The organism is Stenotrophomonas sp. STEN022, from assembly GCF_056760155.1.
The window spans coordinates 1-15582 of sequence record NZ_JBRREG010000056.1 but is presented as its reverse complement, the minus strand read 5'-3'; the positions used below and the strand labels follow the sequence as shown (position 1 = coordinate 15582).

Here is a 15582-nt window from a genome sequence, read left to right as displayed (position 1 = left end):
CCCCACCCCCTCTCCCGTGAACGGGAGAGGGGCCAATCATGTAGTGCCGAGCCATGCTCGGCAGAGGCTTCACCGGTAATGCCCGAATGCAGCATCGCTGCGCACTGCAAAAGCTGCCCTCACCCCAACCCCTCTCCCGTGAACGGGAGAGGGGCCAGTCATGTAGTACCGAGCCATGCTCGGCAGAAGCCTCACCGGTAACGCCCGAACGCAGCATCGCTGCGCTCTAGCGATCCTGCATTTCGCCGTGATCGGTCAAAGCAGAAACTCAATATCGATAATCCAGCTTCAACCAGAACGAGCGACCAGGTTCATTGATCCGCACCGGATCAGCAGGAAACCCGAAATCCGCACTACCGGCCAGATTCAGATGTTCGGCATAGGCGCGGTCGAACAGATTGTCCACGCCTACACTTGCACGCAGCCCGTCATTGATCCGATAGGCGCCATTGAGTGACAAGGTCGCAAAGCCCGCGCTCGGGCCCAGGTCCCGCGCCACCACATTGCCCTCATCCAGTGCCACACGGCTCTGCCGGCTGACCGCGCGCAACAAGGCGCCCACCGACCAGCGCGACTGTTCATAGGAGGCGGAGAAGCGCCCTTCCAGCGGTGGAATCTGCGGCAACGGCCGGTTTTCGCTGCGGTTCTCGCCCCAGGCGTAAGCCAGCGTGCTGCCAAGCTTCCATGCCTGCGTCGGCCGCCATTCCAGGCCCGCCTCGGCCCCGGCGATGCGCGCATCCACATTGCGGGCCTGGGTGCTGCTGCCCATCATTCCGCCGCTGCGGTACTGGAACAGAATGTAGTCCTGCAGGCGACCGGCATACGCCGACACCCAGGCATCGACCTTCTCGCTGCGAAACTGCAAGCCCAGATCCAACTGTGTGGTCTGTTCCGGCTTCACGCCCGAGAACGCATTGACGCTGCCGACCGGCCCGGCATTGGCCGAGAACAACTCCCAGTAATCCGGCATGCGCTCGCTGTGTCCGATACCTGCGTACCAGGTCCAGGCCTGGCCATGATCCCGCTCATAGCGCACGAAGCCGCTGCCGAGATCCTCCTGCCGCTGTTGCCCCGCAGTTGGATTCGCCATGCTCATCATGCCGGTCGTCGCGCGTCGATCCTTGACCGTCGCCTTGTCCAGACGCAGGCCGCTGATCCAGCGCTGTGGCGTGCCTTCGCCCAAGGTCAGCTCGGTGAACACCCCCTGGCTGCTGAAGTCGGCATCACGCTTCCAGGCCGACTGCTGCCAGGTATTGCGTCCCATGCCATTGCGGCTGCGATGGCGGCTGTCCTGCGCATCGAAGCCGGCGACGACTGCCACCTCCTGCCAGCGCCATTCGCTGCTGAAACGGCCACCGGTGGTGCGCCGCTCAACATTCGAAGCCATCGGCATCGGCATGCTGCTGGCCGGGTTCGGCGTGCGAAGCGTGTAGTTGTCCATCAGGTGATCGGCGTTGTTGTAATACAGATTGGCCTGCAGCTTGTCCCAGGCGCCGGGCAGGTTGTCGCGCTCGAAGCGCAGGCCATAACTGTCGCGCTTGAACGCAGCACCATCCATGCCACGGCCGGCGTAGCGTGCAATGGCATCGCCTGTGCCGGCTGTGAGTTCCACAACCGTGTCAGCATCCGGCGTCCAGCCGATGGCCGCATCGGCGTTCCACTTGCGCCAACGCGAAGGCACCACGTCGCCATTGCCGTCGCGGTAGTCGTCGGACTCGGAACGGTTGCCATTGACCCGCACGTAGCCGGGACTGCTACCAAACGTTGCATCCAGCATCTGGTCATTACGGTTGTTGGAACCGCCAAGGGCGCTGGCTTTCAGCTCCATGCCGGGGCTGTCAAAGCGCGGCGTGTCGCGTTCGAAGCGTACCGTGCCAGCTGAAGCACCCGCGCCCCAACGCACGCTCTGCGGGCCTTTGATGACAGTCAAACGGTCATAGGTTTCCGGCGCGATATACGACAGCGGATTGTCCATGCGTGACGGGCAGGCACCGATCAGGTTTCCGTCGTTGCTGAGGATGTTCAGTCGCGAGCCGGACATGCCGCGCAGTACCGGGTCGCCATTGGTGCCGCCGTTACGGATCGCCGAAAAACCCGGCACGGTCTTCAGGTAGTCGGCGCCGTCACTGGCCGGCACCGGTTGCCGTGGCAGGCGCGGATCGGTGCCCCATTGCAGCGGCGAAGAGGGTGCCACGGCGGTAACCACCACCGTGTCCAGGGTTTGGGTCAGATCACGCTCGGCGGCATTGCCGATATGTGGGAACAGCGCCATGCAGACGCAGACAGACAGGCATGCCGGAGCACCCGGCATACGGGAAAGGGATTTCATTTGGTTCTCCAATACGACACGTCCGCGCACCGCCCAACGGCAGCGCACGGCAAACAGGAAAGGTGACGTTATCTGGAGAGCATCGGTGGCCCACGCGGCGGATGCGCAGGCCAGCGCAGGCTGGTGCGAACAAAGGTCTTGCGGGGGGATTCAGGCGCAAGCCGATACAGCAACGGCGCCAGTACCAGGATCACCGCCAGCCAGGGCAGCAGGCGCGAGGCCATGGTGCAGTAGTCGCAGGCTTCGCCGTGGGCCGCGTGCGGATCCACCGACGGCGTTGGCTTCAGCTCGTTCGCCGCCAGTGCAGGGGCCGCATGCGACATGTGCTGCATGTCGTGATGCCCGGCGTGCGCATCGGCAGGCACCGGCATCGCTGCTTCATGCGCGGCATGGCCCATTGCGCTCATCGGCAGCTGCTGGGACTGCAGCCAGCGACTGACCACCGGTGCCACTGCCATCAACAAGGCAGCAGCAAAGGCCAGCACAAGCACAAAGGATTGGAAACGAAGCGAACGCATGACCCGCGCATTTTATCGGCACGACAATGCGGGCGTTGCCGCACCAGGTGCGACCGTTTGCCGCATGACCGCCGCGCTGTAGTCCCTTGCCATGCTCGGATTAGGCCTTCCCGGCAATGCCTCACAAACGCAGCTTTTTTTGGCGCGGGTTAAGCCGCGAAGCTGGAGGTCAATCGGGTTGCAGATGATCTGGCCATTTCATTGAAGTCAGCTTCGCGGCTTACGCCGCTTCCACAAGATTGGTCACGCTCCACGGGTAAAGCGTCAACGGAGTCTGGCCGACTGCAGGCCTTCAACGAAATCGCGCACAGCCCGCGCCGCCGGTGAAGGGCATGCCTGCAGGAGGAGATGGGGACCTGCAATACTCCTGACGGTCGCATGCTTGATCATCGACAGAATAAGCTCACCGGCACCCGGCATGATCAGGCGATCACCCTCTGCTCGCAGATACAACACCGGCAAGGTGACGCGTGTCAGCAATGCCGACACATCCGCCTGCATTGCAAGCGCCGCACGTTGCCGCAACACAGCTGGGTGCACTTCAAGCAAAGCCCGTTCGAGCGACACGTTCAATGCTGGCGTTGCCCAGCGGCCCAGCAACCACCAGGACAGCAAGGCCAGCGGCAGCGCGCGAACCGGCGCAAAACGCGTCAGCGGCGCCAGCGGCGAGAACAACGGCAGCGGCGTGCGTGCGAAGGTTGTGGACAACACCAAGCCAACCAGATTGGCCGGTGGATCAGCTGCAATAGACAGCGCTATAGGACCGGAAAAGGATTCGCCCAACAGCACGAAGGGAACATCGCTGGGCAACGCAGCCCTGACCAGCACCTCCAGCGCCGCATAGTCCAACGCGTTATCCGGCGGGTAACGCAGCACCGCCACCGATCCGAACACATCAGCCAAGCAGGTGACAAACTGCGCGTGCAGCGCCGCCGTGCCATCAAGACCGGGCAGGATTACCAGTGCGGTCACCCAGCCCGTCTCATTCAGACCGTAATTGTCTGCGTCAACGATTCCCAGGTCGGCGGCACTGGCCAATCGGCCTGTTGGTTGCCGTCCAACACGCGGCGCAGATCACGCTTGTCGATCTGCGGTGCAAGCACGTGTACCAGTTCCAGGGCGTAGTCACGCAGCACGCGATCGCGCGGCAGCACCGCCCAGGCGATGCACTCGGGAATCGATGCAGGTGCCGGCCATGCACGCAGGTCGGTGTCGTTGGCGCTTACCGCCATTTCCGCGAGCAGGCCGACGCCCAATCCGGTGCGCACATAGGTCTTGATCAGATCCGCGTCCAACGCGGTCAAGGTCAGGTCCGGTTCTAGATCCAGCGCGGCGAAGGCGCGACGCAGGGATGAACTGGTGCGGGTGGAAGACTCGTAGCTGATCAGGGGATGGCTGGCCAATGCGGCCATGTCCGGCGTTACCCCGGCGCGATCCAGCGGATGGCCCTTGGGCACCAACACCAATCTGCGCCAGCGATACAGCGGCACCGCAATACCGGTGCTCGGTTCGCCACCTGCAGTACTGATGATGGCGATGTCGGCATCGCCCTGGCTCAGCAGATCCAGCGCATCACTTTCAGCAGCCTGCTGCAGGTGCACGCTCACTTGCGGATACGCCAGCTTGATGCGTGCAACTGCTGGCGGCAGCACGAAGCGCGCCTGCGTGTGGGTCGTGGTCAGGATCAGCTGGCCGTGGCTCTCACGACGTTGGTTGGCAGCGTAGGTACGAATGTTGTTGGCCTCGGCCAACACACTGCGCGCACGGTTGATGACTTCTTCGCCTGCAGGCGTTACCGATTCAAGGCTTCTTCCTTTTCTCACGAACAACAGAAAACCCAACTCGTCCTCAAGCTGTTTGAGCTGTTTCGACAACCCCGGCTGGGTGGCATGCACCCGTGTCGCGGCGAGCGTGATGTTCAGCTCGGCATCGGCAATAGCAACGAGGTAACGCAGTTGGGTAAGTGTCATCGCAGTGTTGGAGAGAGATTTTCAGTAAGGAACTGTGAAGAATGTAGGCCAAAACGGCCTCGATACTTATAACCTAAAGTTATCTGACCCGGGACGCTTTTCATTTCCGGCACTGTGGGGCCGGCGCTACGGTCACGGTCCTTACTCCGACTACCTCCGCCATCGCCTTGGACAGCCCCTTGTTCCCCCTGTTTGCCGACCTCAAGGGTCGGGCCGTGCTGGTCGTTGGCGGGGGCGCGGTGGCCGAGCGAAAAACCGAGGCGCTGCTGCGCGCCGGTGCCCTGCCCCGGGTCGGCGCACCGGCCTTGAGCCCGGAGCTGCAACAATTGGCCGATGCCGGCCGCGTCCAATGGCTGAATGGTCAGTTTGATCCAGCCTGGCTGGACCAGGCGATCTGGCTGGTGATTGCCGCCACCGACGACACCGCCATCAACCATGCGGTCGCCGAAGCCGCCGAAGCACGCCGACTGTTCGTCAACGTGGTCGACGACGCGGCGCTGTCCGGCTTCCACGTGCCGGCTGTGGTCGAACGCGGGCCGCTGCAGATCGCCATTTCCAGCGGCGGCGGTGCACCAATGGTGGCCCGCCACGTGCGCCGCCAGATCGAAGAACTGTTTGATCAGGCCTGGGGCCAACTGGCGCAGTTGGTCAGCCGCAAGCGCGGGCTGATACGCGAGCGCTTCCCCGAGCTGGCCGCGCGCCGCCGCTTCTTCGACCGGCTGATCGACGGTCCATTGCTTGGCCTGCTACGCGCACGCCAATCGATCGCTGCCGAAACCCAGCTGCTGCTGGACATGGGTGCCGAAGCCCCGGTCCATGCCGGCTCGGTAGTACTGGTGGGTGCAGGCTCCGGTGACCCCGGCCTGCTCACCCTCAACGCCCTGCGCGCACTCAACCAGGCCGATGTGATCCTGCACGATCGCCTGGTCAGTGCCGAGGTATTGCAGCTCGCCCGTCGTGATGCCGACTTCATCGAGGTCGGCAAATCCGCACAGGGGCGCAGCACCGCGCAAGAGCATATCCATGCCTTGATGCTTGAACATGCCCGCGCCGGCAAGCGCGTGGTTCGGCTCAAGGGCGGCGACGCCTTCGTGTTCGGCCGTGGTGGCGAGGAGCTGCAGTTCCTGCGCGCCCATGGCATCGCGTTCGAAGTGGTGCCCGGCATCACCGCGGCGCTGGCCTGCGCCGCCTACGCCGGCATTCCACTGACCCACCGTGATCATGCCCAACAGCTACGGCTGGTCACCGCGCACTGCAAGGATTCGCTGGACACGCTGGATTGGCCGGCGCTGGCAGAGCCACGGCAGACGCTGGTGTTCTATATGGGCGTGGCCGCGTTGGCGCAGATCCGCAGCCACCTGCTAGCCGCCGGAATGCCAGCCAGCACCGCATTCGCCCTGATCGAGAACGGCTCGCGCGCCAACCAGCGCGTGGTCAGCGGGCAGCTGCGCCAGCTACCCGAGGCCGCTGCCCAGCACCAGGTGAAGTCCCCGGCGCTGCTGATCCTCGGCGACGTAGCGGCGCTGGCCGATGAACTGCATTGGTTCGGCGACGCCCCGCTGCACGCAACGCCTACTGTTTCCTCACTTTCCGCAAAGACAGCACCGCCCACACTGGCCGACGCCGCCTGACCACCTCCCCGGAGATTTCAATGGCCCTGTACAACAGCATCCTGGACACCATCGGCAATACCCCGGTGGTCAAGCTCAACCGTCTGGCCCCGGCCGGCGTCGACATCTACGTCAAAGTCGAGTCCTTCAACCCAGCCGGTTCGGTCAAGGACCGCCTGGCCTTGGCCATCATCCTCGACGCCGAGAAGAAAGGCCTGCTCAAGCCCGGTGACACCATCGTCGAAGCCACCTCCGGCAACACCGGCGTCGCCCTGGCCATGGTGGCTGCCGCACGTGGCTACAAGTTCGTCGCAACCATGGTGGAAACCTTCTCCATCGAGCGCCGCAAGCTGATGCGCGCCTATGGCGCCAAGGTCATCCTGACCCCTGCCGCCGAGCGTGGCAGCGGCATGGTGCGCAAGGCCAAGGAACTGGCTCAGCAGCACGGCTGGTTCCTGGCCAGTCAGTTCGCCAACCCAGCCAACCCGGCCTATCACCGCCAGACCACCGCCGCCGAGATCCTGCGCGACTTCGCCGGCAAGCGCCTGGACTACTTCGTCAGCGGCTGGGGCACCGGCGGCACCCTGACCGGCGTCGGCGAAGTGCTGAAGCTGGCCCGCCCGGAAACCCGCATCATCGCCACCGAACCCGCCGGTGCCGCGCTGCTGGCCGGCAAGGATTTCGCCCCGCACAAGATCCAGGGCTGGACCCCGGACTTCGTCCCGGAAGTACTCAACCGCAACGTCTACGACCAGTTGCTGTCGGTCCAGGACGAACGCGCGATTGAAACCTCGCGCCGCCTGGCTGCCGAGGAAGGCATCTTCGTCGGCATCTCCTCCGGCGCCACGGTTGCCAGCGCGCTGGATGTGGCCGCCGCTGCCGAGGCCGGCTCGGTGATCCTGGCGATGCTGCCAGACACCGGCGAGCGCTACTTCTCCACGCCGCTGTTCGCCGACATCAACGACGGCTCCGACGACGACTGGCTGGCCGGCCTTCCGTAACTGCCGTTACTTAACCCGTCAGCAACGCGAAGGCCGCCCATGCGGCCTTCATGCTTTTCTGTGCCCGTGAATCGCGCCAGATGAGACGCCATGGGCGCAGACTGCAGCAGTGCCTGGCCTGGCGGCAGCCGTCACACTTTTCTCATACACCGCAATGGAAGATCACGGCCATGAACATTGAAGTCTGGCAGGGCGACATCACCGAACTGGCCGTTGACGTCATCGTCAACGCGGCCAATGAAACCCTGCTTGGCGGCGGCGGCGTGGACGGTGCAATCCATCGGGCCGCAGGCCCCGGCCTGTTGCGCGAATGCGAGCAGCTACCCGAACTGCGCGCCGGTGTGCGCTGCCCTACCGGCGAAGTGCGCGCCACCGGCGGCCACAATTTGCCGGCCAAGCATGTGTTCCATACCGTTGGCCCGGTGTGGCGCGATGGTCGCCATGATGAAGCGGCGTTATTGGCCAATTGCTACTGGCAGTCGCTGCGGCTGGCCGAGCAGATGGGCCTGGAGTCGATCGCGTTCCCGGCGATCAGCTGCGGGGTTTATGGCTACCCGCTGCACCAGGCGGCGGTCATTGCCGCCACCGAGACCATGACCTGGCAGAAGAGCCATGCGCGGCCTTCGCGGATCGTACTGGTGGCTTACAACGCTGCGGCGTTCAAGATCTATCAGCAGGCCTTGGCCAGCGCTGGGCCGGCGCAGGAGCAGGCGGGGCCGGTGCTGGCGTCGTTTGCAGGTGGATTTGCGCCTGCGCATTGAGGTTTGGCTGTTGGAGCCGGGCAGAAGCAAAAGCAAAAGCCTACCCCTCCCCGGCCCTCCCCTTCGCTACGCGAAAGGGAGGGGGCAAGAGCGACTGCCCGCGATCTATCCGATCTGCATGACCAGCCCCCTCCCTTTGCCGCAGGCAAGGGGAGGGTTGGGGAGGGGTAGCTCTTGGCAGCAAGCCCATCACCCCAGCTCACCACCCACCCCATAAACCCAGGCATCAAAGAACCCCTGCAGTGAACGCCCGGCCGCACGCTCCATCGCCTGCTGGAAATCCGCCGTCACCACCGAGCGTCCATCATTGGCCTGCGTGTACTCACGCAGCCCGCGCCAGAACAGCTCCTCGCCCAATTCCATGCGCAAGCGGTGCAGCACGTAGGCGCCCTTCTTGTAGACCACCGCACGATCATCGGCGCTGGGTTTGTTCCAATCCGGATACACCAACGGCCGATCAGCACCCTTCTCGCGCAACGCCCGCAGCCGCTGCTCCCAGCCCTGCACCATCGCCTGGTAGGCGGTCTCGCCCTGCGCCTGCTGCAACCACGCCGCTGTCATGAAGTTGGCGAAACCTTCGTTGAGCCAGAAGTGCTCCCAGCTGGCACAGGTCACGCGTACGCCCCACCATTGATGCGCGGCTTCGTGGGCGATCAAGCCAGTCTGGGTGGGATCATCCAGCACGCCTTTGCCATAGGCCTCCGACATCACCGACAGACCGGCCATTTCCTGGCCGATGGTATTGGCGACCAGCGCCTGTCGATAGTCGCCTTCATAGGCCAGGCCTGCGCGTGCGGCGAAAAAGTCGAGCATGTCGTCGGTGGCGGCGAACACCTGCCGCAGTTCCGCCTCGGAGCGGTCCTTCGAGTAGAACTGCAAGCGTCCCTGCCGTGCGTGCTGATAAGGGCCGGCAGCAAAGCCATAGACAAACGCGGGCGTTGGCTTGCGCAGCTGCCAACGGTGTTCGATGCGACCATCACCGAGCAGGCGCGATGGCAGTTCATCGCCAACCGCCGTCGCATGCAGGTCGTGAGGAAGGCGCAGCGCCAATTGCAGCGTAGCGCGCTCGTCCGGCGCATCCACCGACGGCATCCATTGGCTGGTGGAGAATATCGTGTAGACCTCGTTGCGTCCGGCGGCGAACTCCAGGCCAAAGCGAGGCTTGCCGCGGTAGTGCACACGTACGCGGCTTTGCTGGCCCGCCATCAACGTCATTGCAAGACTGATGACCAGCTTTCCATCGGCCTGCTCGAAGCTGAGCGGCTTGTCATTCTGCGTGACCGAATCGACGACCAGCTCACCACTGTCCAGAACCAGCTGATGCAGTGGGGCCGTGGCATCGAAACGCACCAGGGTCTCACCCTGCAACTGACCGGCGGCGATATCCAGATCCAGACTGGTTGCGTAGTGTTGGATATCGAAACCGCGTGATTCTGCGGCGAAGGCGGATACGGTCATGGTCGATGCAAACAGTGCCAGCGCGATTCTGCGGTGCATCGGATCATCCCTGAGGAAAGAACCGATTGTAGGACTGTACTGCGGGAATTGTGGGAGCAGCATAAGCCGCGAAGCTGGCAGGGCAACAGCCGCCAAGATGTTTGCAATTGCGGCCATCGCGGCAGTTTGTTTTGCATCAGCTTCGCGGCTTATGCCGCTCCCACAAACAAAACAAAAGCAGAGCAAAACAAAACGCCGGCTGTTGGCCGGCGCTTTGTTCAACTCACGCAGGTTGGCGTATCAGCCTTCCCACTTGCCCTGTGCAGCCAGGCCGTTTTCCTTGGCACGCTCGAACACGGTCTTCTGTGCAGCAGCGTAGTTGCCCTTCATGTCCTTGGCCCACAGCTTCAGCGCAGCCTGCTGCATGGCGCGGCCGTAGGAGAAGCTCAGCGGCCACGGCAAGGTGCCGACCTGGTTCATGGCATTGAGGTGAGCGGTGGACTGCTCGTCGCTCTGGCCACCGGACAGGAACACCACACCCGGCAGGATCGCCGGCACGGTCGACTTCAGGCACATCACGGTGGACTCGGCCACTTCCTCGACATCCACCTGCTCGTCGCAGGTCTTGCCCGGAATGACCATCGAGGCCTTCAGGATGGTGCCTTCCAGTACCACGTTCTGCTGGTAAAGGGCGTCGAACAGCGAACGCAGGGTGGCTTCGGTGACTTCGTAGCAGGTCTCGATGTCGTGGTCGCCGTCCATGATCACTTCCGGCTCGACCATCGGCACCAGGCCGCATTCCTGGCACAGGGCAGCATAACGGGCCAGCGCGTGGGCGTTGGACTCGATGCAGGTGCCCGACGGCATGCTTTCGCCGATGTTGATCACCGCACGCCACTTGGCGAAACGCGCGCCCAGCTTGTAGTACTCCTGCAGGCGCTCACGCAGGCCGTCCAGGCCCTCGGTCACCAGCTCACCGGGGCAGCCGGCCAGCGGGTGCGCACCCTTGTCGACCTTGATGCCCGGGATCATGCCGTTGTCGGCCATGTACTTGGCGAACGGCACGCCGTCCTTGGTCGACTGGCGGATGGTTTCGTCGTACAGGATGGCGCCGGAAATGTGCTCGTTGAGCTTCGGCGTGGTCAGCAGCAGTTCGCGGTAGGCACGACGGTTCTCTTCCGTGTTCTCGATGCCGACGCTTGCAAAGCGCTTGGCAATCGTACCGGTGGATTCGTCAATGGCGATGATGCCCTTGCCCGGGGCGACCATGGCCTGGGCGGTTTCAGCCAGCAGTTCGATGCTCATGAGGTTCCTGTGACAGCGTGCGGGAAAACCCGGATTATAGCCCGGCACGCTCACCGGCTGGCTGCCCGCAAGGTCTGGAATCGGTTTCAGGCTGTCAGGTCAGGACAAAACCTGTCCGCTCCGATCAAACTCTGACCGGAGCGGTGGCTTGTAGCTGGCGTCGCTTACAGGTCGCCCAGACCGCTGGCGCGGCCGTCGTTGCCCACTTCCAGCAGGCGCAAGGTGTTGGTGGCGCCATGGGTTTCCATGTGCTCGCCACTGGTGAACACCACGCGATCACCCGCTTCCAACAGCTTGGACTCGACCAGCAGGCGGATGCTGCCGCGCGCCGCTTCACGCGGGGTGAAGCCACGGCTGTCGAAGTTGATCGGGAACACATCGCGCATCAACGCCATCTGCCGGCGCGCACCGTCATGGCGGGTGACCGCGTAGATCGGCGACTTGGCGCGGAAGCGCGACAGGTAACGCGCGGTACCACCGGATTCGGTCATCGCCACGATGGCGCGCACGCCCACGTGCTGGGACAGGAACATGGTGGCCATGGCAATGGCCTGGTCGGCGCGTTCCAGGTTGCGCGGCGAGGCATTGAAGTCGGTCTCGGTCTGGAACTGGCGTTCGGCACCCAGGCAGATACGGGCCATCGCCTCGACCGCCTTGACCGGATAGGCACCGGCCGCGGTTTCGGCCGACAGCATCACCGCATCGGTGCCGTCGATGACCGAGTTGGCCACGTCCAGCACTTCGGCGCGGGTCGGGATCGGGCTTTCGACCATCGACTGCAGCATCTGGGTGGCGGTGATCACCACCTTGTTCTGCGCCAGCGAGGCCTTGATGATCTTCTTCTGCAGGCCCGGCAGCTCGGCGTCGCCGATTTCCACGCCCAGGTCACCTCGCGCCACCATCACCACATCACTGGCGTCGACGATCTCTTCCAGGTTCTCGATGGCTTCGGTGCGCTCGATCTTGGACACCAGCGCGGCGTAGCAGCCGTGCGACTCGGCGATTGCGCGCGCGTCATTCATATCCTGCGCATTGCGGCAGAACGAGACCGCGATGAAGTCGACGCCGATCTTGGCAACGATGCCGATCAGCTCCTTGTCGCGCTCGGTCAGCGCACCCAGCGACAGGCCACCGCCCTGCTTGTTCAAACCCTTGCGGTCGGACAGCACGCCATCGTTGAGCACGGTATTGATGATGCGCTCGCCCTGCACTTCCACGACCTGCAGCTGCATCAGGCCATCGTCGAGCAGCAGCACGTCGCCCGGTGCCACGTCCTGCGGCAGTCCGAGGTAGCTCACGCCCACCTGGCTGGTGTCACCGGCCGGTGCCGAGGTGCTGGCGATCAGGTCGAAACGGTCGCCGGCCTTGAGCGTGATCTTGCCTTCGGCAAAACGCTCGATGCGGATCTTCGGGCCCGGCAGGTCGGCCAGGATGCCGACTTCCACACCCACGCGCTGGGCAGCGGCGCGCACGTCGGCGGCACGCTTGGCCTGGCCGGACGGGTCACCGTGGGAGAAGTTCAAACGCACAACGTTGACGCCGGCGCGGAACAGATCGTCCAGCACCCCTGGCGCGTCAGTTGCCGGCCCGAGGGTGGCGAGGATCTTGGTGCGGCGCTGACGTTCAATCATTGTGCGTGGTCTCCCTAATAGACCGCCGAAAGTAGCACATCCATTGCATGACAACGATGTCGCATACGATTTCATACGACACTTTCTGCTGTGTCCCAAAGACAGGCCAGACAGTCGATCTGGACATACCGTACGGTATGACAACGCGGGACCTATCGCTGACTTGCATAGGTCAATAAGTCAGGGGGATAGCTCAGCACGCGGATGTTGCCGTTGCGTGTTGGATCGGGGGAAAGCTTTGCTGCTTCGCAGCAGAAAACGCTGGCAGCGAAGACATGCCAAGGACATCGGGTGACAACGGAGGCGGCCACGGCACGAACGCCAAGGGCTTCCCGAGAGCCCTTCAGATCGCCATTCCCGCGCAGGCGGGCATGACGACCTGAAATTCTGCTGAGGTCTGACCGGATCGTGGCTCCGGGTGCCGGAGCCACCAGACATCTAACCCGTCACTCAACCGCGCAGCACCGCCGCCAACTCATCCGGCGTAGCAGCCAACGCGCCAGCCCCGGCAGCAAGCAGCTCCTCGCGACCACCAAAGCCCCACAACACACCGACATTGCGCATGCCGTGGTGACGCGCGCCTTCGATGTCCATGCGCCGGTCACCGATCATCCAGCACTGCGGTGCCTGCAATTGCAGGCGCTGCAAGGCCTCGGCGATCAACTCCGGCTTGTGGCTGCGCGAACCATCTTCGGTTGCACCGATGATGTCCTCGAAGCAGCCGCCAAATGGCAGGTGCTCGACGATGCGCCGTGCATGCGGCTCGTTCTTGGCGGTGACCACGGCCAGCCGATGGCCGGCCGCGTGCAGGCCCTGCACGACATCACCGATACCGGCGTAGATGTCATGCTCCTTCCAACCGTGCTCATCGAAACGCTCGCGGTACAACTCCACCGCCCGCTCCACGCGCAGGGCATCGCCGAACAAGGGCTTGAAGCTGGTACGCAGCGCTGGGCCGATCCACTTGCGCAGCTCGGCATCGCCCGGCACCGGATGCTCCATCTGCTCCAGTGCATAGGCCACGCAGCGGGTGATGCCGACGGCCGAATCAATCAGCGTGCCGTCGAGATCGAAGAAGAAAACGTCGCGGCTCACTGGCCGCGAGCCTCCAACGCTGCCACCGCCGGCAAGGTCTTGCCTTCCAGGAACTCCAGGAACGCGCCGCCGCCGGTGGAGATGTAGCTCACCTGCTTGGCGATGCCGTACTTGTCGACCGCGGCCAGGGTGTCGCCACCGCCTGCAATCGAGAATGCATTGGAACTGGCGATGGCCTTGGCCAGCGCTTCAGTACCCTTGCCGAAGGCATCGAACTCGAACACGCCAACCGGGCCGTTCCAGACCACAGTGCCGGCCTTGGCGATCAGTTCGGCGTACTGCGCGGCAGTCTGCGGACCGATATCAAGAATCATGTCGTCGGCGCCGACGGCATCGACCGCCTTGACCGTGGCCGGGGCATCGGCGGCGAAGGCCGGTGCCACCACCACGTCGGTCGGCAGCGGGATCTCGGCACCGCGCGCCTTGGCATCGGCATCGATCTTGCGCGCGGTATCCAGCAGATCGTTCTCGACCAGCGACTTGCCGACACTGTGGCCTTCGGCAGCGATGAAGGTGTTGGCGATACCGCCACCGACGATCAGCTGGTCGACCTTGCTGACCAGGCTGGACAGCAGTTCCAGCTTGGTCGACACCTTGGAACCAGCCACGATCGCCAGCAGCGGGCGTGCCGGGTTGGCCAGCGCCTTGTCCAGCGCATCCAGCTCGGCCATCAGCAGCGGACCGCCAGCAGCAACCGGAGCAAAACGAATCACGCCATGGGTCGAGGCCTGAGCGCGGTGTGCGGTACCGAAGGCATCCATCACGAACACGTCGCACAGCGCGGCGTACTTCTGCGACAAGGCCTCGTCGTCCTTGCCCTCACCCACGTTCATGCGGCAATTCTCCAGCAGCACGATCTGGCCCGGGGCCACGTCGACGCCGTCCACCCAGTCCTTGACCAGCGGCACGTCCACGCCCAGCAGCTCGGACAGACGCTTGGCCACCGGCGCCAGCGAATCGGCTTCGCTCCACACGCCTTCCTTGGGACGGCCCAGATGCGAGGTCACCAGTACAGCAGCGCCCTTCTCCAGTGCCAGCTTCAGGGTCGGCAGCGAGGCGGTGATGCGCTGCTCGGAGGTGATCTTGCCGCTCTCGTCGATCGGCACGTTCAGATCCTGGCGGATCAGTACACGCTTGCCGGAAAGGTCGAGGTCGGTCATGCGAACGATGGACATAGCAGGATCAGCTCCGCAAAGATGGGGGAAACCGCAATTCTCGCCCGCCCTGCCTGATGGGGCAAACCCAAGGTGCACCGGATGTCACCACGCCTGCCGCAACCCGAACTGTCCAGCCCCCGCCTGCGCCTGCGCGAAGTCCGGGATGGCGACGCTGCAGCGCTGTTCGCCATCCATAGCGATGCCCGGGTGATGCGCTACTGGAGCTACCCGGCCTGGACCGAACTGGAACAGGCCGAACAGAAGATCGCCGACATCCAGCGCCAACGCTGCGACCTGGACATGCTGGTCTGGGCCATTGCCGACGCGGACACTGACCTGTTGATAGGCAGCAGCGCCATCTTCCACATGGACCTGATACAGGCGCGCGCCGAAATCGGTTACAGCCTGCGTCCCGACTGGCAGGGCCGCGGCCTGGCCAGCGAAGCCCTGCAGCTGGTACTGGGCTACGTGTTCAACGAATTGGGGCTACGCCGCATCGAGGCCGATATCGACCCACGCAACCTGCCCTCATGCCACCTGGTGGAGAAGTTCGGCTTCGTCCGCGAGGGCCTGCTCCGCGAACGCTGGCAGGTAAACGGCGAAATCTGCGACAGCGCCATCTACGGCCTGCTGCGTCAGGATTTCAAACTGTAGCGCCGCGCCCATGAGCGGGGGCGGGCGCCCCCCCCCCACCCCCAAAGAAAGAGGAAAAACCGCGCCGGCCACAGGGCGGGCCACCACCCGCGCAAATAAAGGCGGATATTGGGG

The 15582-nt window shown here is 64.0% G+C and carries 13 protein-coding genes; 4 read left to right on the top strand and 9 right to left on the bottom strand.

All coding sequences use genetic code 11. The features are described from left to right. Positions 1–268: 268 nt before the first annotated feature. The 4 genes from ACVOMF_RS12690 to ACVOMF_RS12675 all read right to left on the bottom strand — a co-directional run bounded on the left by ACVOMF_RS12690 (position 269) and on the right by ACVOMF_RS12675 (position 4817). Entirely contained in the window at positions 269–2329 is a 2061-nt protein-coding gene (locus tag ACVOMF_RS12690) for a TonB-dependent copper receptor (protein WP_481509621.1), read from the bottom strand. 68 nt (positions 2330–2397) lie between these two features. Continuing rightward, positions 2398–2847, bottom strand: a complete 450-nt coding sequence (locus ACVOMF_RS12685) for a DUF2946 family protein (protein ID WP_481509620.1) — start codon at positions 2845–2847, stop codon at positions 2398–2400. 264 nt (positions 2848–3111) lie between these two features. Beyond that, positions 3112–3819, bottom strand: coding sequence for an alpha/beta fold hydrolase (locus ACVOMF_RS12680; RefSeq protein WP_481509619.1), 708 nt, complete (start codon positions 3817–3819; stop codon positions 3112–3114). A 14-nt stretch (positions 3820–3833) separates the two neighbouring features. Next, complete coding sequence (locus ACVOMF_RS12675; RefSeq protein WP_481509618.1) at positions 3834–4817, bottom strand: LysR family transcriptional regulator; 984 nt, start codon at positions 4815–4817, stop codon at positions 3834–3836. Between the two features lie 179 nt (positions 4818–4996). Here ACVOMF_RS12675 and cysG point away from each other — a divergent pair, with 179 nt between their 5' ends. The 3 genes from cysG to ACVOMF_RS12660 all read left to right on the top strand — a co-directional run bounded on the left by cysG (position 4997) and on the right by ACVOMF_RS12660 (position 8189). Then, complete coding sequence (cysG, locus tag ACVOMF_RS12670; RefSeq protein WP_481509617.1) at positions 4997–6448, top strand: siroheme synthase CysG; 1452 nt, start codon at positions 4997–4999, stop codon at positions 6446–6448. Positions 6449–6468: 20 nt separating this feature from the next. Next, the gene (gene cysK, locus ACVOMF_RS12665) at positions 6469–7428 is read left to right on the top strand and encodes a cysteine synthase A (protein WP_481509616.1); all 960 of its coding nucleotides are present in this window, start codon (positions 6469–6471) and stop codon (positions 7426–7428) included. 170 nt (positions 7429–7598) lie between these two features. Then, positions 7599–8189 carry an O-acetyl-ADP-ribose deacetylase gene (locus ACVOMF_RS12660; RefSeq protein WP_481509615.1) on the top strand — a complete coding sequence of 197 codons (591 nt, stop codon included), beginning with the start codon at positions 7599–7601 and terminating at the stop codon, positions 8187–8189. 189 nt (positions 8190–8378) lie between these two features. On the opposite strand, the gene ACVOMF_RS12655 is transcribed toward ACVOMF_RS12660, so the two are convergent. From ACVOMF_RS12655 to ACVOMF_RS12635, 5 genes are all read right to left on the bottom strand, one after another. After that, positions 8379–9686, bottom strand: coding sequence for a M1 family metallopeptidase (locus ACVOMF_RS12655; RefSeq protein WP_481509614.1), 1308 nt, complete (start codon positions 9684–9686; stop codon positions 8379–8381). Positions 9687–9926: 240 nt separating this feature from the next. Continuing rightward, on the bottom strand, positions 9927–10931 hold the full coding sequence (locus ACVOMF_RS12650) for a class I fructose-bisphosphate aldolase (protein ID WP_282271310.1): 1005 nt from the start codon (positions 10929–10931) through the stop codon (positions 9927–9929). 164 nt (positions 10932–11095) lie between these two features. After that, positions 11096–12562 (bottom strand): pyruvate kinase, encoded by a 1467-nt coding sequence (gene pyk, locus ACVOMF_RS12645; protein WP_481509613.1) that lies wholly within the window; start codon positions 12560–12562, stop codon positions 11096–11098. A 450-nt stretch (positions 12563–13012) separates the two neighbouring features. After that, a complete protein-coding gene (locus tag ACVOMF_RS12640) occupies positions 13013–13657 on the bottom strand; it encodes an HAD-IA family hydrolase (protein WP_481509612.1) in 645 nt (214 codons plus the stop codon). Beyond that, positions 13654–14832, bottom strand: coding sequence for a phosphoglycerate kinase (locus ACVOMF_RS12635; protein ID WP_481509611.1), 1179 nt, complete (start codon positions 14830–14832; stop codon positions 13654–13656). The genes ACVOMF_RS12640 and ACVOMF_RS12635 overlap by 4 nt, the downstream gene beginning before the upstream one ends. 81 nt (positions 14833–14913) lie before the next feature. Between ACVOMF_RS12635 and ACVOMF_RS12630 the strand changes: the two genes are divergently transcribed. After that, positions 14914–15468 (top strand): GNAT family N-acetyltransferase, encoded by a 555-nt coding sequence (locus ACVOMF_RS12630; protein ID WP_481509610.1) that lies wholly within the window; start codon positions 14914–14916, stop codon positions 15466–15468. Positions 15469–15582: the final 114 nt, after the last annotated feature.

Excerpts from the sequence above, each read along its gene's own strand:
- ACVOMF_RS12685 (WP_481509620.1), bottom strand. The coding sequence starts at position 2,847 with ATGCGTTCGCTTCGTTTCCAATCCTTTGTGCTTGTGCTGGCCTTTGCT.
- pyk (WP_481509613.1), bottom strand. The coding sequence starts at position 12,562 with ATGATTGAACGTCAGCGCCGCACCAAGATCCTCGCCACCCTCGGGCCG.
- ACVOMF_RS12655 (WP_481509614.1), bottom strand. The coding sequence starts at position 9,686 with ATGCACCGCAGAATCGCGCTGGCACTGTTTGCATCGACCATGACCGTA.
- ACVOMF_RS12660 (WP_481509615.1), top strand. The coding sequence starts at position 7,599 with ATGAACATTGAAGTCTGGCAGGGCGACATCACCGAACTGGCCGTTGAC.
- cysK (WP_481509616.1), top strand. The coding sequence starts at position 6,469 with ATGGCCCTGTACAACAGCATCCTGGACACCATCGGCAATACCCCGGTG.
- ACVOMF_RS12675 (WP_481509618.1), bottom strand. The coding sequence starts at position 4,817 with ATGACACTTACCCAACTGCGTTACCTCGTTGCTATTGCCGATGCCGAG.
- ACVOMF_RS12650 (WP_282271310.1), bottom strand. The coding sequence starts at position 10,931 with ATGAGCATCGAACTGCTGGCTGAAACCGCCCAGGCCATGGTCGCCCCG.
- ACVOMF_RS12690 (WP_481509621.1), bottom strand. The coding sequence starts at position 2,329 with ATGAAATCCCTTTCCCGTATGCCGGGTGCTCCGGCATGCCTGTCTGTC.
- ACVOMF_RS12630 (WP_481509610.1), top strand. The coding sequence starts at position 14,914 with ATGTCACCACGCCTGCCGCAACCCGAACTGTCCAGCCCCCGCCTGCGC.
- ACVOMF_RS12635 (WP_481509611.1), bottom strand. The coding sequence starts at position 14,832 with ATGTCCATCGTTCGCATGACCGACCTCGACCTTTCCGGCAAGCGTGTA.